The sequence below is a fragment of the Bradyrhizobium sp. CCBAU 45321 genome, from assembly GCF_028128975.1.
In the GTDB taxonomy this organism is placed as follows: Bacteria; Pseudomonadota; Alphaproteobacteria; order Rhizobiales; family Xanthobacteraceae; genus Bradyrhizobium; species Bradyrhizobium yuanmingense.
In genome coordinates this window covers 72,999-92,456 of record NZ_LFKZ01000015.1, presented here as the reverse complement: position 1 = coordinate 92,456, position 19,458 = coordinate 72,999, and the positions used below count along the sequence as shown (strand labels likewise).

The following is a 19,458-nucleotide window of genomic DNA, read 5'->3' as shown; positions in this document are numbered from 1 at the left end:
GGAGGAGGCAATGCACGTCGATGGGCAATGCCATTGCGGGAAGATCGCGTTCGAGGCAGAGATCGACCCCGAGGCTGTCTCGGTCTGTCACTGCACCGATTGCCAGACGCTGACCGGCTCGCCGTTCCGGGTGACGGCCATCTGCACCAAGGCCGATGTCCGCCTGACCCGCGGCTCGCCCAAAATCTACGGCAAGCGCGGCGACAACGGCCGCATGCGCTTCCAGCATTTCTGTGCCGATTGCGGTTCCCCGCTGTTCACCAGCGGCGAGGGCGATCAGGCCGACGATTGGGGCATCCGCTGGGGCAGCATCCGGCAACGGAACGCGCTACGGCCGGTGCGGCAGATCTGGTGCCGGTCGGCGGCGGTGTGGATCGATGCCGTGCCGCTGCTGCCGGGGCGGCCGCAGGATTGAGGGCTGAGATTGCCGGGCTGAATTTCGCCGCGATAAGACCGCCTTCGCCCGTTGGGCTTCGGCGCGGCAGCCTTCGCTCGCTTCGCGCCCATGACCTGCTGTGCTGGCCTGCCGAGCCGTAGCTCGCGAAGCGAGCGAAGGCTGGTGGGCGGTCACGGATTCGAACCGCGGACCCTCTCGGTGTAAACGAGATGCTCTAACCAGCTGAGCTAACCGCCCAATTGCGCCTCTTTAGCGCCCCGGCGGGTGCCGAAGCAAGAGGCGAGCGCGTCCGACCCGGCTCCAGGCTCGTGAGAGCATTTGCGCCGGACATGAGCAGCCCTGCAGCGGGCCCGCTGCAGGGCAAAGCTCTTTCGTGCTGCGGATCGCGTCTTTCGGCCGAGGAGACGACGATCATACTCGGCCGCCATGCACGGCCTCGAAGCTCGCCTGATGTCAGGACGTCTTGGTGAACATCGTCAGCACGCCGTCGACGATGTTGATCGCGACCACCTGTGCCGAACTCAAGCCCTTGGCCTTGAGCACGGAGGCAGCCTGCGGTGTGGCGTCGATGGACTGCCGAAGCGACTGGATGTCTTTTTCGTTGGTATGCGCCACGAGTTCATCGACCTTCGCGCGCACGGCCGGCTGCAATTCCTTGACGTCCATCACCTGTATGCTCCGGATCGCCGTGCTGGACTGCGTGGATTGCTGTTCCGCGCCGGGTTGCGACGATGCGCCCTGTGCCTGCGCAAGAGCGGGTGTTCCCAGCGAGAGAGCTGTAACGATGACGGATGCCGTGAAGGTGCGCATGGTCATGCCTTTCCTATTTGAGAAGCCCGCGAACCTAGCGAGGAAATCTGGTTGGCGTCTGATTCCGATGTGGCCGTTCGGTGAAACCAATGCGGCCGCGATGCGCGGATGGGGCGCTCGTGTCGGGTCTGGAGCCCAGAGCGCAACTCTGTTCCCGACTTCCACACGATCGAATGCAGAAAGCGAAAGCCCCGGAGGAACCGGGGCTTTGCGTTAGCGAGAGATCAGCATGGAAGATCAGTATTTCGCCACAACCGGGCCTCCGCCCCAGTTGAAGCGATAGACCAGTTGGCTGCGAACGGCATGAACCCATTTCTCGGAATCGATTGACGCTCCGACCGACAGACCCGTTGCAGTGTCGCGGATGGCGTTCGTCCCGGTGTTGAATTCAGAGAATCGATATTCAGTCTTCCAGAACAGGCCAGGCACGATCTTCAGCGCGTGTTCTTGGCCGGCGCCGATGAACCAGCCACGGTAGGTACGCTTGTCCATGAACTCGCCGCTTGGTCTTCCGAATGGCGCAGCGTTGAGGGTGAAATCAGTACGGTCAAAGTTGGCTTCGGTATAGCCGACTGAGAAATAGGTCAGAAGGCTCGGGGCGGCCAGCCAGCCGAGCCGGCCGCCACCCGCCCAGGCCGAGCTCATCTTTTCCTCGCCGACGATCCCGAAGCGCGGCGGGCTGAGCTGGCCCTTCAGGCTGCTGAGATCGTAATCGCCGAATGCGCCGACGACAAAGGCGGCGCCCGCTGCCGCAAACTGGTAGTCGCAGCCGCCCTGCACCGTGCCGAAGAAGCCGCGGCCTCCGGTCGTTGCCGTATCGCTGAAGCGGGTCCTTGGCGGTCCGTCGAGATAGGTCGTGTTGTCCTGATTCCACAGCCCGTAGCCGCCGCCACCACCGACGTAGCAGCCAGTCCAATTCGTAACCGGCATCGGAGTCGGAGGCGCCTTCAGGTAGGCAGGGGAAGTTACATCGGCGGCCGATCCGCTCGAATTGAAGCGGTAAACCAACTCGCTGCGGACCGTGTGGACGTACTTCTTCGAATCTTCGGAAAAGCCGATCGGCAAGCCGCTCGCCGTGTCCCGGATCGGATTTGTCCCGACATCGAAGTCGGAGAACCGGTATTCCGTTTTCCAGAAGAGACCCGGCAGGAAGCCCAGCGCATATTCGGCGCCGGAGCCGATGAACCAACCATTGTAGGTCCGCTTGTCCTGATAAAGTCCGGCCGAAACGCCGAACGGCGGGAAGTTCAGATTGAAGTTCGTGCGGTCGAAGGTTGCTTCGGTGTAACCCGCCGAGACATAGGTCAGCAGGCTGGGAGTCGCCAGCCAGCCGAGACGGCCGCCGACAGCCCAGGCCGAGCTCATCTTCTCGTCACCAACCATGGAGAAGCCGGAGGGAGTGAGCCGTCCGGTCAGGCTGGAGAAATCATAATCACCGAAAGCTCCGATCACGAAGCGCTCGCCGGCCGCGGCAAACTGATAGTCGCATCCCGCCTGTACCGTGCCGAAGTATCCGCGGCCGCCCGTGGTGGTGGTATCGGCATTCTGAAAGCGGGCCGGACCGTCGACAAAAGTCGAATTTTCCTGATTCCACATGCCGTAGCCGCCGCCGCCCGCGACGTAGCAGCCGGTCCAGTTGGCGACTGCTGCGGCGACAGCCGGTGGCCTGGAGGATTTGCGCGGAAGGTCGGCTGCCAATGCTGATCCGGAAAATGTCACCAATGCCACGAGGGCGGGCGCAACCTGCTTCATTCCAACATCCCCATTCCACCAAGCCGTGGCTCAGCGACCGCTCGCCCGCCAAAGTCGACTCCTCGGGGACAACATACGAAGTTTGGTTCAGAATGCTGTTGCAGGAAGGCTACAATCGCGGAAAGTGTGCTGCTCGCCTGTGCATTTCCAACCGCGAGCCGGGCTTTTTGCGACATTCCGTTTCTGGTGTCGGTCTCGCGGACGCAGAGGCTACGGCGCTTGGTCCTTCGAAGGGACCGGGTGGCGTTCGGAAGAATGTCTTTGCTACCAGAGGGCCAAGTGTGCGGCCCGTCGAGACATCTCCGAGCGTCAGTCTGCGATCCGACGCGGCTCGGACGGGCCGGATGGAACGGGCCGACTGCCGTCGGTTCCGGCCGCATCTTGTGCTTGCGGCCTGTCTTCGCCTCGGGCATATCGGCCCGAACCGGGACGCGTAGAGCGGCTGCCCTCCCAAGCACCATCTGGATCCGACGCCGGCCATATGCCGACCAAGCTGCCCTACCGACCGGAGATCGACGGCCTGCGAGCAATCGCGGTCCTGCCCGTCATTCTCTATCATGCCGGAATTCCCGGATTCTCGGGCGGCTTCGTCGGTGTCGACGTCTTCTTCGTGATCAGCGGCTATCTGATCACATCGATCATCCTGGACGAATATGAGAACGGCGGCTTCAGCTTTGTCCGCTTCTACGAGCGGCGCGCCCGGCGCATTCTGCCGCCCCTGTTCCTGGTCTGCCTCGTGTGCATTCCGTTCGCGATCTACTCGCTGAGCCCGCACGATCTCGAGGAGTTCGCCAAGAGCCTGCTCTCGGTTTGCGGTTTCGTTTCGAACTTCTTCTTCTGGTCGCAAAGCGGCTATTTCGACGGGCCAACCCAGCTCAAGCCGCTCATCCATACCTGGAGTCTGGCGGTCGAAGAGCAATTTTACCTGGTGTTTCCGATCGCGCTGTTCTGGTTTCTCAAGCTCGGTCGGCGTCACGCCATCGCGTTGTTTGTCGCAACCGCGATACTGAGCTTCGCCCTCGCTGTGTGGGGATCGCATCACGCGACGGCAGCGACCTTCTACCTCTTGCCGGCAAGGTTCTGGGAGCTTGCAATCGGTGCACTGCTGCCGTTGTGCCGTATCGAGGCCGGAGCACGGCGCTTGCCGCGTCTGGTCGCGGAGCCGCTAGCGCTGCTCGGCCTTGCGTTGATCGTGATCCCCATTTTCACCTATCACAACATTCCCTATCCCGGCGTCTACACGCTGCCGCCGACACTCGGCACGGCGCTGGCGATCGTGTTCCTGCGACCTGGCACGCTATCGGGCCGTATCGTTGCGACGCGCGGATTGGTTGGCATCGGCCTGATCAGCTACAGCGCCTATCTCTGGCATCAGCCTGTGTTCGCGTTCGCGCGGCTCGGCGCAATCTATGATGCCAACATCCCGGTCTTCATCGGCCTTTCGGCAATTACATTGCTCCTGGCCTACCTGACCTACGTGCTGGTCGAACGCCCGGTGCGCGATCGCAAGCGCTTCACCCGGAACGAGGTGTTCGCCTATTGCGGCGCTGCATCCGCTGGACTTGCTTGCCTCGGCCTCGTCGGCATCTTCACGGGCGGGCTCGAGAACAACTATCTCGCCCGCAACGACATGGCGACCCAGCGGGCCTATGCGCTCATCAAGCAATACGGCTTGCGCGACATCAAGGCCCGACTTATCGACAGCGGCTGCCGGTTCTGGTCTCCCCGTCCGGACGAGGCGTTCGAGGCGCGGTTTCGATCCTGTGCCGAGAAGCATGGCGCGGCGACCATGGTCGTCGGCGACTCGCATGGCGAGAACGTCTACAACGCGGTTGCGAAAGCCAAGCCCGGCGAGTTCGTCGTTGGCCTCGTCAACGAAGGCTGCCGAGCGTGGAACGACAGCGATGCTTGCCCGTATTCCAGGCTCGCAGGCTTCCTGGAGCGCAACGGCGCTTCGGTGCGCGGCATTGTCTTCAACGTGTCGGGAGCTCACCTTCTGACGGACTTGCAGGGTAACTCGGAGAACCACCATCTGTTCGAGTGGAAGACTGGTTTTCTCATCAACTACGAGAAGGTGCGCTTCACCATCAATTATCTCCGGACCATCGCGCCGCTGGCGAAGGTGGTATGGCTCGGTCCTTTTGTTGAAGCACGGGTCAATTTCCGCGATCCGCCCTCAATCGCCAGGGATGGCTTCAGGATGAACCCCGTCTCGCTCCATCATTTCAAGGCGCTTGACAGCGAGATTGCCAAGGAGGTCGCCGAGGGGCCGCAGACCTTCAAGTACCTGTCATTCTATGACGTGTTCAAGGTTGATCAGTATTTCCTGGTGACCGGCGATTGCCTGACGTTCAGCGATCCCGATCATCTGAGCGCTTGCGGCGAGGAATTGCTTGGCGAGAAGCTCAAGGCGCATCTGCCCTGGGCGAATTCGTAGGCGAGCTGCGGAAGCATCCGAGGCCTGTGCGCCGATCCTTCAATTTGATGCGCCGGGACTTGACTTCGTGATATGGCGCTGAACAGGGCAAGGGTACGTGATGAGGTTCCGATGCAACAGCCGAGCGGACACGAGCAAAACGCCGACCAGATCGCCTATTGGAACGGCCCGAGCGGGCAACGCTGGGCCGATCGCCACGCGGTGCAGGAGAAGCTGCTCGGGCCGATCGCCGATGTGCTGATCGATCGCGCCGGACCAAGGCCGGGCGAGCGCGTGATCGACGTCGGTTGCGGCTCTGGTGCAACAACATTTGCATTTGCAAAGGCGGTGGCGCCCGATGGTCTTGCGCTCGGGCTTGACGTCTCCGGGCCGATGCTGTCGCAGGCGCGCGCGCTTGCGCCGAAAGGCCTGCCGCTCGATTTCATCCTGGCAGATGCGACGGTGCATCCGTTCGAGCCGGCGAGCTTCGATCTGCTCGCCTCTCGTTTCGGTGTGATGTTCTTCGCCGACCCGATTGCGTCCTTCACCAATCTTCGCCGCGCGCTGAAGCCGACGGGACGGCTCGCCTTTGCTTGCTGGCGAGAGCCGAAGGAGAATCCGTGGGCGATGGCGCCGCTGATGGCGGTCTACAAGCACGTGCCCAAGATGCCGCCGGTCGGCCCCGAAGAGCCGGGCCCGTTCGCCTTTGCCTCGGAAGAGCGCGTGATGCGCATCCTGAGAGGCGCAGGCTTCGTCGACGCGGCGATGGAGCCGCATGATCTTCCGATGGATATCGCGATCGGCGGCGGTCTCGATGCGGCCGTGGAGGGCTCGCTGCAGATCGGCCCGGCCAGCCGCGCGCTCCAGGGCCAACCCCCTGAGACGTATGAGGCAGCCAAGGCGTCGATCCGCGAAGCGCTCGCGCCGTTTTTGAAGGGGCAGAGCGTGACGCTGCAGGGCGCGATCTGGATCGTGACGGCGAAGGCTGCGTAGGCGCTGCTCCTCCGCCGTCATTGCGAGGAGCCCGCGACAAATTCCGAAGCAATTTTGCGCCGGCGACGACGCAATCCAGACTATCTCTGCGGAGGACGTCTGGATTGCTTCGCTGCGCTCGCAATGACGCGGATAGTCCGGGGACTCCTACACCACATCATCCGGCGCGAGCGCGCAGCCGTTGTCGGGATGCGTCTCGACCTGGAGCGTGGTGTGGCCGATGCGGAAGGATGTCTTGAGGAGCTGCGTCGTCTGCATCAGGAATGCGTCGTCGCTGCCTGCGGGCATGACGAGATGGCAGGTCAGCGCCGTCTCGGTGGTCGAGATTGGCCAGACGTGGAGATCGTGGATCGCCGAGACGCCCGGTCGCGCCAGCAGGAACGCCCTGATTGCGGCGAGGTCGGTACCCTTGGGCGCGGCCGCCATCGACATGTCGATGGAGCCGCGCAAGAGGCTGGTCGTGCTCCAGAGGATGGTGGCGCAGATGATGAGGCTGGTGATGGGATCGAGCCAGAGCCAGCCGGTCCAGATGATCAGCGCGGCCGAGACCACGACGCCGAGCGAGACCGCGGCGTCGGCGGCCATGTGCAGATACGCGCCTTCGATGTTGATGTCGTCCTTGCGTCCGCCAGCGAACAGCAGGGCGGTAAAACCGTTGATGAGGATGCCGATGCCGGCGACCACCATCACGGTGACGCCTGCGACCGGCTCCGGCTCACGCAGGCGCAGGATCGCCTCCCAGCCGATCGCGCCGGTCGCGACCAGCAGGAACACCGCATTGGCCAGCGCCGCCAGGATGGTGGAGGCGCGAAAGCCGTAGGTGAAGCGCCCTTTGGGCGCGCGGCGGGCTGCGATCGAGGCGCCCCAGGCAATGATGAGGCCGAGCACGTCCGACAGGTTATGGCCGGCATCGGCGAGCAGGGCGGTGGAGTTGCCGACATAGCCGTAAACCGCCTCGGCGACGACGAGCGCGATGTTGAGAGTAATGCCGAGCGCGAACGCCTTGCCGAAATTGGCGGGTGCATGGACATGGCCGTGTCCATGACCATGATCGTGCGTATGGCCATGCGCATGCGAGTGGCCCGCATGATCATGGTCGTGATGACCGTGGTGGTCGTGGCTGCCCAAATCTAGCGCTCCGCAGACGCCGCCAAATCAGGGGCCATTGTATGCGTTTCCTTTGCCACGTCACGGCGGAACAGCACGTAGAGCGCCGGCAGCACCAGCAGCGTCAGCACGGTCGAGGAGAGAATGCCGCCGATCACCACGGTTGCGAGCGGCCGCTGCACCTCGGCGCCGGCGCCGGTGGCGAGCGCCATTGGCACGAAGCCGAGCGAGGCGACGAGCGCGGTCATCAGCACCGGGCGCAGCCGCGTCAGCGCGCCTTCGCGCACGGCCTCCGCGACCGAGCGTCCCTCGCTGCGCAGACGCTCGATGAAGGCGATGATGACGAGGCCATTGAGCACGGCAACGCCGGACAGCGCGATGAAGCCGACGCCGGCACTGATGGATAGCGGAATGCCGCGCAGCAGCAGCGCGGCAACGCCACCGGTAAGCGCCAGTGGCACGCCGGAGAACACCAGCGCGGCATCCGCCGCCGATCCCATGCCCATGAACAGCAGCAGGAACACCAAGAGCAGCGCAACCGGCACCACGATCGTCAGCCGCTTGGTGGCCGAGACCAGCTGCTCGAACTGGCCGCCCCAGCCGATCCAGTAACCCGGCGGCAGCTTGACCTTCTCGGCAACGGCCGCCTCGGCCTCCGCGACGAAAGAGCCGAGGTCGCGCGCGCGGACATTGGCCGTGACGACGATGCGCCGCTTGCCGTTCTCGCGGCTGATCTGGTTCGGCCCCGGCGTCGCATCGACGGTGGCGACCGATGACAGCGGCACATAGCGCATCTGGGTGAGGGGGGAGCTGACCAGCGACGTTCGAACGGCGCTGCCGATTGCTGCGTCCTCGGCGGGCGGCAGCGGAATCGGAATCGCCCTGATCGCCTCGAGATTGCCGCGCAGGTGCTCCGGCAGGCGCACGACGATGTCGAAACGGCGATCGCCTTCGAACAGCTTGCCGGTCGACTTGCCGCCGACCGCGATCTCGACGATGCCCTGCACCTCGGCGACGCTGAGCCCATAGCGGGCGAGCGCCTGACGGTCGAGGCGGACGGTGAGGATCGGCAAGCCCGAGACCTGCTCGATCTTGACGTCGCTGGCGCCGCGGATGCCGCGGATCGCGGCCTCCACCTGTTTTGCGGCGCCTTGCAGGATGTCGAGATCGTCGCCGAAGATCTTGACGCCGACATCGGTGCGGACGCCCGAGATCAGCTCGTTGACGCGGAACTGGATCGGCTGGGAGATTTCGTAGGCGCTGCCGGGAATCTCGTCTGCAGCATGCTCGATGGCCTCGACCACCTCCGATTTCGACTTGGCGGGGTCGGGCCATTCGGCACGCGGTTTCAGCATGACGTAGCCATCGGTCTGTGCCGGCGACATCGGGTCGGTGGCGATCTCGGCGGTGCCGATGCGGGTGAAGAACTCCTTCACTTCAGGGATTTGCATGACGCGCTTCTCCAGCGCCTTCTGCAGGTCCAGCGATTGCGTGAGGCTGGTGCCGGGAATCCGGATCGAGGCCAGCGCGACGTCGCCTTCGTCCAGGCTCGGGATGAACTCGCCGCCCATGCGCGAAGCGGCGATGCCGCTCGCGACCACGATGATCACGGCCATGACGGCGACGGCGGCGCGATTGTCGATGGCAAAGCGGAGCAGGGGCAGGTAGGCGCGCTTCGCCGCACGCATGAACAGGTTCTCATGTTCGGACACCTTGCCGGTGACGAAAATGGCAACAGCCGCCGGCACGAAGGTGATGGAGAACAGCACAGCAGCGCCGAGCGCCATCAGCACGGTCAGTGCCATCGGCGTGAACATCTTGCCCTCGACGCCGGTCAGCGTCAGCACCGGCAGGTAGACCACCGCGATGATCAGCGTGCCGAACAGGCTCGGCTTGATGACCTCACTCGACCCGCGCAGGATCGCGCGCAGCCGTTCGGGCGTCGTCAGCAGCCCGCCTTTCTCGCGCTGAGCCACCGCCAGCATGCGCAGGCAGTTCTCGACGATGATCACGGCGCCGTCGACGATGATGCCGAAGTCGATCGCCCCCAAGCTCATCAGGTTGGCGCTGACCTTGGTCTCGACCATGCCGGTGATCGTCAACGCCATGGACAGTGGAATGACGCAGGCCGTGACCAGCGCGGCGCGGAAGTTGCCGAGGATCAGGAACAGCACGGCGACCACCAGCGCCGCGCCTTCCAGCAGGTTGTTCCGGACGGTGCGGATGGTGGCTTCGACCAGGTCGGTGCGGTCGTAGACGGTCCGCGTCACGACGCCCTCGGGCAGCGACTTGGCGATGTCCTCCAGACGGGCTGCGACGCGGCGGGCCACGGTCCGGCTGTTCTCGCCGATCAGCAGCATGGCGGTGCCGAGCACGGTTTCCTCGCCGTTCCAGGTCGCAGCGCCCGTGCGCAAATCGCGCCCCTCGCTGACAGCAGCGACGTCCCTGATCCTGACGGGATTGGCGCCGCGCGAGCCGATGACGATGTCCTGGATTTCGCTGACGTTGCCGACCTGGCCCGGCGAGCGAACCAGATATTGCTCGCCGTTGCGCTCGATATAGCCGGCCCCGACATTGGCGTTGTTGGCGGCGAGCGCGGTCATCACGTCGCGGAAGCCGAGCCGGTAGGCCATCAGCTTGCCGGGATCCGGCAGCACGTGGAATTGCCGCTCGAAGCCGCCGATCGTGTTGACCTCGATCACGCCCGGCACGTTGCGAAGCTGCGGTCGAATGATCCAGTCTTGCACGGTGCGCAAATCGGTCAGCGAATAGTCGCGGTCACCCTGCGTCTTCGCGCCCGCCTTGGCCTCGACGGTGTACATGAAGATTTCGCCGAGGCCGGTCGAGATCGGACTCATCGCGACCTCGACACCCGCCGGCAGCTGGTCTTTCACCTGCTGGATGCGCTCGCCGACGAGCTGCCGGGCGAAGTAGATGTCGGTGCCGTCCTTGAAGACGATTGTCACCTGGCTGAGGCCGTAGCGCGACAGCGAGCGGGTGTAGTCGAGCTTGGGCAGGCCGCCCATCGCAGTCTCGACCGGGAAGGTGATGCGTTGCTCGGTCTCGAGCGGCGAATAGCCGGGGGCGCGGGTGTTGATCTGGACCTGGACGTTGGTGATATCAGGGACGGCGTCGATCGGCAGGCGCTGGAAATTCCAGGCGCCAAAGGCGACGGCGCCGAGCGCGAGGACGAGGACCAGCCAGCGCTGCTGCAGCGAGACGGCGATGAGACGCTCAATCATGCTCGGCCTCGCCCTTGCCCATCTCCGCCTTCACGACGAAGCTGTTCTCCGCGACGTAATGCTCGCCGGCCGAAAGGCCGGCCTTGATCTCGACATGGCGCGGATCGGAATCGCCTGGTTCGACCGGGCGCGCCTCGATCTTGTCGCCGTCCTCGCGCACGAACACGATGGTCTTGTTCTCCAGCGTCTGGATCGCGCTGCGGCGCACGGCAACCGCGACATTGCGCGCCGCGAGGATCAGCCGCGCCGTGACGAACAGGCCGGGCCGCAGCCGTCCGTCCGGATTTGGCAGCACCACGCGCGCCAGCGCGGTCTGGGTCTCGCTTGAGCCGATCGGTGCCATGTAGGAGATCGTGCCCTTGATCTCGCCGCGGCCGTCGTCGGGATCGATCAGGACCTCGTCGTTGAGGCGGACGCGGCGGAGGTCCTGTCGGTAGATCGACAGGTCGACCCAGATGGTGGAGAGGTCGGCGACCACGAAGGCCGGCTTCTGCTCGGAGGCGTATTCGCCGAGCGAGATCTGCCGCTCGATGATGGTGCCGGCAATCGGCGCCTTCAGCTCGTAGACGGTGAGGCTCTGGTTACTCTCGATCGCGGCGAGCAAGTCGTCCTTGCCGACCTTGTCGCCGATCCGCTTCTGGATGGATTTGGCGAGGCCCGGAAAGCGCGGCGTCACTTGCACCACGGCTTCCTGGTTGGCGCGCAGGATGCCGTTGAAGGCGAGCGTGTCGGTCAGCGTCGCGGATGCGGCCTCGGCCAGCACCACGCCGGCTGCCGCCAGCTTGACGTCGGAGATGCGGATGCGGTCGGCGCCATGCTCGTCCTGCTCGACGCGATCGTTCGGCTTCTTGTGCTCGGAATGCTCGCCATGCTCGGCATGCTCGGTGTGCGCAACTTTGTCCGGCGCGAGCAGGGAATGGCCGTAAGCCCCGAGCGCGGCGGCAACGATGGCGACGAGAATGGTGGAGAAGGTCCTCATCGTGCGCTCTCCCGCGCCAGCGTGAACGGATTGCCGACAAGGCCTTCGATGATGGCCACGCCGGCGTGGAAATTCTGCAGCGCCTCCTGCTCGCGAAGCCGCGCCTGCGCGACGCTGGCTTGGGCATCCAGCACTTCGAGCAGGGTGAAGCGGCCCTGGCCGTAGCCTTGCGAGATCGCCTCGGAGGCCTCGACGGCCTTGGGGATCGCGGTCTCGCGTAGCACCGCGAGCTCGCGCAGCGAGCCTTGCAGCGAGTCATAGGCGCGGCCGGCGATCACGATCAGCGCGTTGCGGTTGGCCTCGCGCTCGGCTTTGGTCTTGGCGAGGCTTTCCTGGGCCGAGAGGATGTTGCCCTGGTTCTGGTCGAACACTGGGATCGGCACGGAGACGGTCAGCCGCGCCGCATCGTCGCCCGTTTCGTTGAAGTGGCGCCAGCCGGCCGCGATCCGCACGTCCGGATAGGGCCTGAGCCGCGCCAGTAGCAGCTCGGCATTGCGCTGGGCGTAGACTGCGGTCCAGCGCACCAGCTGCGGATTGGCGTCGATGGCGGCAACCACGGCCTGGAACGCCGGCGGCCGCCCGGTGGTGTCGAGCCGGCCGGACACCTCGCCGAATTTGGCGGCGGGATCGCCCATCAGCACCGCAAGCTCGCGCCGGGCGCTCGCCAGCGTCGCCTTGAAGCGCTCGCGGTCCGCCTTCACCAGGGCGGAGGCGACCTCGGCGCGGCCGGTCTCCGCCGGCGAGGAGGCACCGGCCTCGACACGGCGGCGCAGAAGCGGCGTCAGGCGGTCGATCGCGGCGATCTGCTCGTCGAGGATCTGGATGCGCCGCTGCGTGCCGAGCACACTGAGAAAGGCGACCGCGGTCTCCGACAGCACCTCCAGCCTGATCGCCTGGCGCTGGATCGCCGCGACCTCTACGCCGGCTGCGCCTGCGGCAATCCGCGCCTCGCGCTTGCCGAACAGCTCGAAGGCTTGGCTGATCTGGAGCGTGGTCTCCGCCGAGCGCGTTCCGCGATATCTGCCGGAGCCGAACGAATCGTCCTGTTCGTAGGACAGTTCCGGATTGAGCAGGGCGCCCGCCTGGATACGCTGGCCGGTGGCGATGCCGACGTCGCGCTCTGCCGCCGTCAGGCGCGGGCTCGCCGCCAGCGCGCGCGACAGCGCGCTCCGCATCGTCAAAGTCTGGGCGTGAGCCGGTGCAAGCGCCGATGCTGCAATCAGACACGCTGCCGCGCACGCCAGGCGCGCGGCCATTCCCCTGCAAAACATGAAATCGACCTGTGAAGGATGAACCTAATGGGCGCGCGGCGCCCGACCAATCCGTTCAGGCAATGGATCTGGGAGGGGGCGAGTCGGTATCGGGCACAATTCCGGCGAGGCGGGGGGCCTGTTGCGGGCTCGGGGCCGACACCAGCACGATCGCCGCGGTCGACGGCGTCGGCTGCGCCACGGTCAGCGAGAAGCAGCCGTGGCAATGATGTCCGCCGATGGCCTTGTGGTCGCCATGGCCTGTGGCGCCATCGAGGAACGCGGCGATCTCCGAACCGCCGCGGGGCGTGGTGACGTCGATGTCGTGCGCGCCGTGCAGCGCGCCCGCGAGCAGATAGACCGCCGCGATCAGGACGGACAGCAGCCCGCGCCAGGGGCGCGAGCGGCGGGATCCTGAGGGCTGGCGGTTTGCGAGCACGAGGTCACTCTGGTTGCGGTCTGTGCCCGGCCTAGCATGGGCGCGGGAACAGTGTCGACCCGCAACATTGTTACGTCCCTGGAACAATTGCCGCAGCAGCGCATACGCCGCCAGCGCCTCTCACTGGCGAACAAAGGCGCGCCGAAGTGGCGCCATGGCGTCGATCGTGGAGGCCGGAGCCTCGCTGCCATCGTCACCTTCCATGGTGATGACGGCCCGACAGCTCGCCTCCATCGCCCGTTCCAGCCATTTGATGGCCTCGTCGATCCATTGGTCGTGGTGCTCGGGATCGGCGAGGGCCTTCTCCCGGAATGCGTTCGCCTGATGCAGGCACGCCGTTCTGCGGTCCACGCGCCACTCCTGATCCGGAGGTTCCGCCCCTGATCGCATCATTGATGATCCCGGCCCCGGCGTCGTTAACATACGACAGAAGGAGACGCCCCGGCCGCAACGCGGAAAGGCCCCAGCCGGACGAGCCAGCTGAGGCCTCATGTGCTCACAATCTCTATCCCTAGGACTTGGACAGACAACCCGCATCCTCCAAGTTCGTTCCATACGATCTGTCCAATTTGGAACGTTCCTCATACCTCGCGATTAGCCAGCAGAAGAAACTGAGGAGGACGGACAATGGACGGACTGATTTATCTGATCGGCTTGATCGTCGTCATCATGGCGATCCTGTCGTTCTTCGGCCTGCGCTGAGAGCGCCGCGATGACGGTCGAAACTCTGATGCGGGAAGAGGTCATCGAAGGCGGCCTGGCAGCCGAGGCGCCTCGAACGATCCAGTGGAGTTCGGTGTTTGCGGGCGCTCTTGCTGCGAGCGCAATGTCGTTCATCCTGATCGGTTTTGGTGTCGCGGTCGGCCTCGGCGTCAGTTCGGCCTCGCCGACCTGGCGCGATGCGTCGGCGGCGCTGGCGCTGCTTTCCGGACTGTATCTGATCATCCAGGCGATCGTCAGTTTTGGCTTTGGCGGCTACGTGGCCGGCCGGACTACTCGGTCCGAGCCCGCGCTCGCGACGATCGAGGATGACGGCGAGCGGCGGGACGGACTCCACGGCCTGACGGCCTGGGCGCTGGCGGTCCTGGCCGGCGCGGCTCTGCTGGCGCTTCTCGGCGCCGCCGCGATCGACCGTTCGCCGATGCGCAGTTCGGCGAGCAACACCTCGGCCGCCGAGCCCCTGTTGAGCTATGAGCTCGACAAGCTGTTCCGCGCGCCGCGCCGCGCTCCGAACACCGACCTGAGGGAAGCGCGCGCCGAAGCGGGACGAATCCTGATGACATCGTCCAGCCACAGCGGCGTCAGCGCCGATGATCGGACCTACCTCGTGCAACTGGTCGCCGCCTCGACGGGACTGGCGGCCCCCGATGCCGAGCGGCGGGTCGATGCGCTGATCGCAGACTCGAAGACGGCCATCAACCGCGCGCGACGCAACTCGATCATCGTGGCGTTCTCGGTCGCAGCCGCGACCCTGATCGGCGCCGCGGTGGCCTGGGCTGCAGCCGTTGCCGGTGGCCGCCATCGTGATGGAGCACCGTTGCCGAACTGGATGGCGAGCGCCAACCGCTTCCACCGCAACCCGCGCGCGATGCCGGTGCCGTAGGCTAAATCGGGGGTGGACCTACCTGTCCGCCCCCGCATGTTGCTGAACGAACGCGGCAACGAGAGCTGTGATCTCCGCTGGGCACTCGAGGCTCGGAAGATGGGCCACATCACGAACCTCATGGCCTTCCGCGCCCGGAATTGCCGCGACGAGATGACGGCAGCGGTCCTGCACATAGGGGAAATCGAGGTCGCCCCATATGATGAGGGTCGGCACTGCGATCTCATGAAGCCGGTTGAAGAAGGGTCTAATATCGACGTCCGATCCGAACGGCGGCGAGCGGAGTGCGATGCCGTTCATATCAAGGAACAGATCGCGAGCCGGACCGCCAACGCGACCTTCGGCAGCCCGTGGTCCGTCCAGCCAGAGGCGCGCCTTCATCGCGTTCATCCGATCAAGATCGCCTGACGCTTCGATCTCCTTCCATCGCATCATCAGCGTCTCGATGTCGGCGGGATAGACCGGATCGGGTGCACCCGCGACATTGGGGGCGATCAGAACCAGGGCGCGAACGCGCGAGGGATGCCGGACGGCGGCATCAAGCGCGATGCGCCCGCCAAGTGAGCAGCCGACGAGGATTGCGGGCTCGCCGCCTGCGGTTGCTTCCAGCACTACGAGGAGATCAGCAAGCGCGGAAAAGTCTTCGGGCTCGGCGCGGGTTTCGCCGAACCCGCGTCGGTCATACCCGACCGCCCTGTGCGTGGCGCTCAATTCATCGCATTGAGCGCGCCACATGCGCCGGTCGCACACATTCGCATGAAGAAAGACGACGGCAGGACCGTCGCCTGCCACTTCTGTCGCAAGGCTGGCACGGCCGGACGCGACGTATTGCATCGAAGCGCGGTGATGATTCATTCCAGTCTCGTCGCGCTTCAAGCCTTCTCTTCCCAGATCATCGCCAGATGCACGATGGTCTGCACCGCCTTTTCCATGTCCTGTCGGCTGACCCATTCGAGCCGCGAATGGAACGCGTGCTCGCCGGCAAAGATGTTGGGGCAGGGCAGGCCCATGAAGGACAGGCGCGAGCCGTCGGTGCCGCCGCGGATCGCGGTGCGCATCGGGCGCAGGCCGGCGCGGCGGATCGCCTCGATCGCGTATTCCAGCACGTGCGGGTGACGGTCGATCACCTGCTTCATGTTGCGGTACTGCTCCTTGACCTCGAACGTGTAGGTCGAGCGCGGATAATCCTTCATCACGTCCTCGACGATGCCCTCGAGCAGCGCCTCCTTCTCCTTCAGCCCTTCCTCGGTGAAGTCGCGGACGATGAAGGAGAGCGTCGCCTGTTCGAGCGCGCCGTCGATGCCGATCGGATGCAGAAAACCCTGCTTGCCCGAGGTGGTCTCGGGCGAGCAGCCCTCCTTCGGCAGACGCTCGACGATGGCCGCGGCGATCTTGATAGCGTGCTCCATCTTGCCCTTAGCGTAGCCGGGATGGGCGCTGACGCCGTGGATGGTGATGGTGGCTCCGTCGGCCGAGAAGGTCTCGTCCTCGACGCAGCCCGCGCTCTCGCCGTCCATGGTGTAGCCGAAATCGGCGCCCAGCTTGTTCAGGTCGACATTGTCGACGCCGCGGCCGATTTCCTCGTCCGGCGTGAACAGGATCTTGATGGTGCCGTGCTTCACGTCGGGATTGTTGATGAAGAAATGCGCGGCATCCATGATCTCGGCAACGCCGGCCTTGTTGTCGGCGCCCAATAGCGTCGTGCCGTCGGTGGTGATGATGTCGTTGCCGATCTGGTTCTTCAGCGCGGGGTGCTCATTGAAGCGGATCACCTGGCTGGTGTCGCCGGGCAGGACGATGTCGCCGCCGCGATAGTTCTTCACGATTTGCGGCTTGACGTCCTTGCCGGTGACGTCGGGCGAGGTGTCCATGTGCGAGCAGAAGCAGATCACCGGCACCTTCTTGTCGGTGTTGGCCGGGATCGTTCCGTAGACGTAGCCGTAATCGTCGAGATGCGCGTCCACAACGCCCATGGCCTTCAGCTCGGCAGCGAGCACGCGGCCGAGATCCTTCTGTTTCTCGGTCGACGGTGAGCTGGGAGACGCCGGATCGGACTGGGTGTCGATGGTGACGTAGCGCAGGAAGCGCTCGGTCACGGTATGCGAAAAGGAGAGGGAGGACATTTCTGGTCAAACCGCCGAATGTTCGGGAAGCAGGCGGTATATCAGAAAAGCGGGCCGTGATGCGGCCGGAACGGGCTCGCGTTCAGGCTTTAGTGGCTCAGATCGCTTCCTTCAGTTCCTTCACCGGGCGGAACGCGACCTTCCTGGTGGCCTTGATGTGGATCGCTTCGCCGGTGGAAGGATTACGGCCGGTGCGGGCGGCGCGCTTGCGGACCTGGAGGATGCCGAGGCCGACGATGCGGACCCGGTCGCCCTTCTTGAGGTGCTTGGTGATCAGATCGACCATGTCGGTCAGGACGGCCTCGGCATGCTTTTTGGAGACATCCTGGCGCTCGGCAATGTCGGCGGCGAGGTGCTTGAGTGTGATCGTGGCGGGCGCGGCTGCCTTCTTCGCCGAATCCTTCTTAGCCGGATCCTTAGCCAAATCCTTCTTGGACATGTCTGGCCTCCTCGATCTTGCAGGTCGTCCAGAGGGAGACGGCCCCTGACCCGCAAGTTCCCGGAGGCGTAGACGATTCGGGACTGGACTGACTACGCCGCCGGCGTTGCGGAGGGCTGCGTTCGTGTGTGCCAGCAGGGGAATCCGCTGGTTTGAGCTGTGGATGCAACATCCTTGACTTCACCAGATCGGGCCTTTAAGTCCCCCCTCGTTCCGCAGACATTGCGTGTCACGCGGGAGTAGCTCAGTTGGTTAGAGCGCCGGCCTGTCACGCCGGAGGTCGCGGGTTCGAGCCCCGTCTCTCGCGCCATTTTTGGCAAATAGATCAAATAGTTGCTGTCTTTGCAGCCAAAAGCGCGGCTTGGACGGCCGTTTCATCCCGATCTCTTCCTCCCCGCCAGAATGCGTTTATTTCGGCTTGGACTCCTCGATATGCGCGAGGATGCGCCGTGCGTCGGTGCTGCCGGCCTGCGCCGCCTTGGCCAGGAGCCGCCTGGCCTCGGCAAGGTCCCGTCGGCCGCCGATTCCGTTGGCGTTGCACCGGGCGAGATTGACCAGGGCTTCGAGCCCGCCCATCGCGGCGCCCCTCTGGTACAGCGCCCGAGCCAATTTCAGGTCTCGCCTGGCTCCCAGTCCCTTCTCGGCAAGCTCCCCCATCCTGTTGATGGCCGTCGCATCGCCGAGCTCGGCGGCCCGCTGATACAACGCATAGGCCTTTGCGGGATCGCTGGCCGCGCCGATTCCACGCTCCTGCTGTAGGCCGAGGCTGACGAGTGCTGGCGCAATCTTTTTCTCGGCGGCCATTTCGTAGTAGAAGCGCGAGCGGGCCGGATCTTTCTCGACGCCGTTGCCGTTCTCATACATCAATCCGAGCTCGTAGAGCGCGCGTGCGTTGCCGAGCTCGGATGCCGCCTTGTAGCTCGCCACGGCTCCCGCGTAATCGCGCATGGCGAACAATGAACGCCCGAGCTGGTAGTGCAGGCGGTCCACCCCTGGCGACCGCTTGACCGCCTCCGCGCACGCCGCAACCGCGCCCGCCACCTTTGTATCGTCGCGCGTCTCGCCTTGGTCGGCGCCGGCTGCCCTCAAATCCGCGAGCCCGGCAACGGCGCTGTCGCAGTGCTGCATGACGGCGGTACCGTCCTGGACGACTTGCTTGACGGGATGGAGATAGATCTTGTCCTTGGAAAGCTGACCATACATGTAGGGCGTCTGCTTCCGGTGCGTTGCCTGCCGAACCTCGTCGCGAACGTTGCGAAACACGAAGTTGATCTCGAGGTCGGCCTGCCGGAGGTATTTCAGCAGCGCCGCAGCGAAAGGGCTGTTGCGGCCTTCGCCTTCTTCCGCGGTCCGCCCCGGCTCCGCTGGAAAGAACACGAGCGTGTTGCGGATCGGTGCGCTTCCGGCTGAGGTCAGGGAAGAGCTGCTGCTGCGGCCATTCGGTATCGCAGGGAACGGGTTCTCCCGCATGGCATCCGGGATCACCAGACCCAGCCTGCGCGCCCGCCCTGCGGCAGCGGTCACCGCAGCCAGGGGAACGGTCTCTGCGTTGGCCGACTCAGGTGTCGCAAGATGCGCATCCACGGGGATCAGGTAACTGCCGACACCGGCAGCTGCGCTGTATCCGGCAAAATAGAAGACCGCGATGTCCGCAGCGGCGGACTTCTCGGTGAAGGCGACGAGCCCCACGCGCAGATCGTCGATGGTCGTGTTCTTGCGCAGATCGACGTCGAAGCCGAGGCCGGCGAGAGCCGCGGCAATGTCCTCGGCATCGTTGACGGGAGAGCCGAGCGGCGGCGCGTTCGCGTAGCTCGCGTTTCCAATGACCAAGGCGACACGACGGTTGGAAGCTTCCGCTTCGCAGTCGAAGAGAAGCCCGATGGCAATGAACAGTGCCAGCCAGCGCAA

General features: G+C 64.8%; 16 protein-coding genes and 2 tRNA genes. 5 read left to right on the top strand and 13 right to left on the bottom strand.

Going from position 1 to position 19,458, the window contains the following annotated elements:
* Positions 1-10: 10 nt before the first annotated feature.
* Complete coding sequence (locus ACM43_RS03225; protein ID WP_271538038.1) at positions 11-415, top strand: GFA family protein; 405 nt, start codon at positions 11-13, stop codon at positions 413-415.
* 142 nt (positions 416-557) lie between these two features.
* Here the strand turns inward: ACM43_RS03225 and ACM43_RS03220 are convergent.
* From ACM43_RS03220 to ACM43_RS03210, 3 genes are all read right to left on the bottom strand, one after another.
* Positions 558-634, bottom strand: a tRNA-Val gene (locus tag ACM43_RS03220).
* A gap of 216 nt (positions 635-850) precedes the next feature.
* Positions 851-1,213 carry a hypothetical protein gene (locus tag ACM43_RS03215; protein WP_271538037.1) on the bottom strand — a complete coding sequence of 121 codons (363 nt, stop codon included), beginning with the start codon at positions 1,211-1,213 and terminating at the stop codon, positions 851-853.
* Between the two features lie 231 nt (positions 1,214-1,444).
* On the bottom strand, positions 1,445-2,959 hold the full coding sequence (locus ACM43_RS03210; protein WP_271538036.1) for an outer membrane protein: 1,515 nt from the start codon (positions 2,957-2,959) through the stop codon (positions 1,445-1,447).
* A 481-nt stretch (positions 2,960-3,440) separates the two neighbouring features.
* Here ACM43_RS03210 and ACM43_RS03205 point away from each other — a divergent pair, with 481 nt between their 5' ends.
* On the top strand, positions 3,441-5,396 hold the full coding sequence (locus tag ACM43_RS03205) for an acyltransferase family protein (protein ID WP_271538035.1): 1,956 nt from the start codon (positions 3,441-3,443) through the stop codon (positions 5,394-5,396).
* A gap of 111 nt (positions 5,397-5,507) precedes the next feature.
* Positions 5,508-6,368: a class I SAM-dependent methyltransferase gene (locus ACM43_RS03200; protein ID WP_271538034.1), complete on the top strand. Its 861-nt coding sequence runs from the start codon at positions 5,508-5,510 to the stop codon at positions 6,366-6,368.
* 147 nt (positions 6,369-6,515) lie between these two features.
* Here the strand turns inward: ACM43_RS03200 and ACM43_RS03195 are convergent, their stop codons facing one another.
* The 6 genes from ACM43_RS03195 to ACM43_RS03170 all read right to left on the bottom strand — a co-directional run bounded on the left by ACM43_RS03195 (position 6,516) and on the right by ACM43_RS03170 (position 13,736).
* The gene (locus tag ACM43_RS03195) at positions 6,516-7,496 is read right to left on the bottom strand and encodes a cation diffusion facilitator family transporter (protein ID WP_157283541.1); all 981 of its coding nucleotides are present in this window, start codon (positions 7,494-7,496) and stop codon (positions 6,516-6,518) included.
* A gap of 2 nt (positions 7,497-7,498) precedes the next feature.
* Entirely contained in the window at positions 7,499-10,717 is a 3,219-nt protein-coding gene (locus ACM43_RS03190; RefSeq protein WP_271538033.1) for an efflux RND transporter permease subunit, read from the bottom strand.
* Positions 10,710-11,696, bottom strand: coding sequence for a divalent metal ion exporter adaptor subunit IhpB (ihpB, locus tag ACM43_RS03185; protein ID WP_271538032.1), 987 nt, complete (start codon positions 11,694-11,696; stop codon positions 10,710-10,712). Before ihpB ends, ACM43_RS03190 begins: the two co-directional genes overlap by 8 nt.
* Positions 11,693-12,967 carry a divalent metal ion exporter subunit IhpA gene (gene ihpA / locus ACM43_RS03180; RefSeq protein ID WP_271538031.1) on the bottom strand — a complete coding sequence of 425 codons (1,275 nt, stop codon included), beginning with the start codon at positions 12,965-12,967 and terminating at the stop codon, positions 11,693-11,695. Before ihpA ends, ihpB begins: the two co-directional genes overlap by 4 nt.
* A gap of 55 nt (positions 12,968-13,022) precedes the next feature.
* Entirely contained in the window at positions 13,023-13,385 is a 363-nt protein-coding gene (locus ACM43_RS03175) for a hypothetical protein (protein WP_271538030.1), read from the bottom strand.
* A gap of 120 nt (positions 13,386-13,505) precedes the next feature.
* Complete coding sequence (locus tag ACM43_RS03170) at positions 13,506-13,736, bottom strand: hypothetical protein (protein ID WP_271538029.1); 231 nt, start codon at positions 13,734-13,736, stop codon at positions 13,506-13,508.
* Positions 13,737-14,097: 361 nt separating this feature from the next.
* Between ACM43_RS03170 and ACM43_RS03165 the strand changes: the two genes are divergently transcribed.
* Positions 14,098-14,988: a hypothetical protein gene (locus ACM43_RS03165; RefSeq protein WP_271538028.1), complete on the top strand. Its 891-nt coding sequence runs from the start codon at positions 14,098-14,100 to the stop codon at positions 14,986-14,988.
* 18 nt (positions 14,989-15,006) lie between these two features.
* Here ACM43_RS03165 and ACM43_RS03160 read toward each other — a convergent pair whose 3' ends face one another.
* The 3 genes from ACM43_RS03160 to ACM43_RS03150 all read right to left on the bottom strand — a co-directional run bounded on the left by ACM43_RS03160 (position 15,007) and on the right by ACM43_RS03150 (position 17,550).
* Positions 15,007-15,864 (bottom strand): alpha/beta fold hydrolase, encoded by an 858-nt coding sequence (locus ACM43_RS03160; protein WP_271538027.1) that lies wholly within the window; start codon positions 15,862-15,864, stop codon positions 15,007-15,009.
* A complete protein-coding gene (pepT, locus tag ACM43_RS03155) occupies positions 15,861-17,111 on the bottom strand; it encodes a peptidase T (RefSeq protein WP_271538026.1) in 1,251 nt (416 codons plus the stop codon). Before pepT ends, ACM43_RS03160 begins: the two co-directional genes overlap by 4 nt.
* Positions 17,112-17,208: 97 nt before the next feature.
* Positions 17,209-17,550, bottom strand: coding sequence for an HU family DNA-binding protein (locus tag ACM43_RS03150; protein WP_271538025.1), 342 nt, complete (start codon positions 17,548-17,550; stop codon positions 17,209-17,211).
* A gap of 233 nt (positions 17,551-17,783) precedes the next feature.
* On the opposite strand from ACM43_RS03150, the gene ACM43_RS03145 reads away from it, so the two are divergent.
* Positions 17,784-17,860 (top strand) — tRNA-Asp (locus ACM43_RS03145).
* 98 nt (positions 17,861-17,958) lie between these two features.
* Here the strand turns inward: ACM43_RS03145 and ACM43_RS03140 are convergent.
* On the bottom strand, positions 17,959-19,458 hold the full coding sequence (locus ACM43_RS03140; RefSeq protein WP_271538024.1) for a caspase family protein: 1,500 nt from the start codon (positions 19,456-19,458) through the stop codon (positions 17,959-17,961).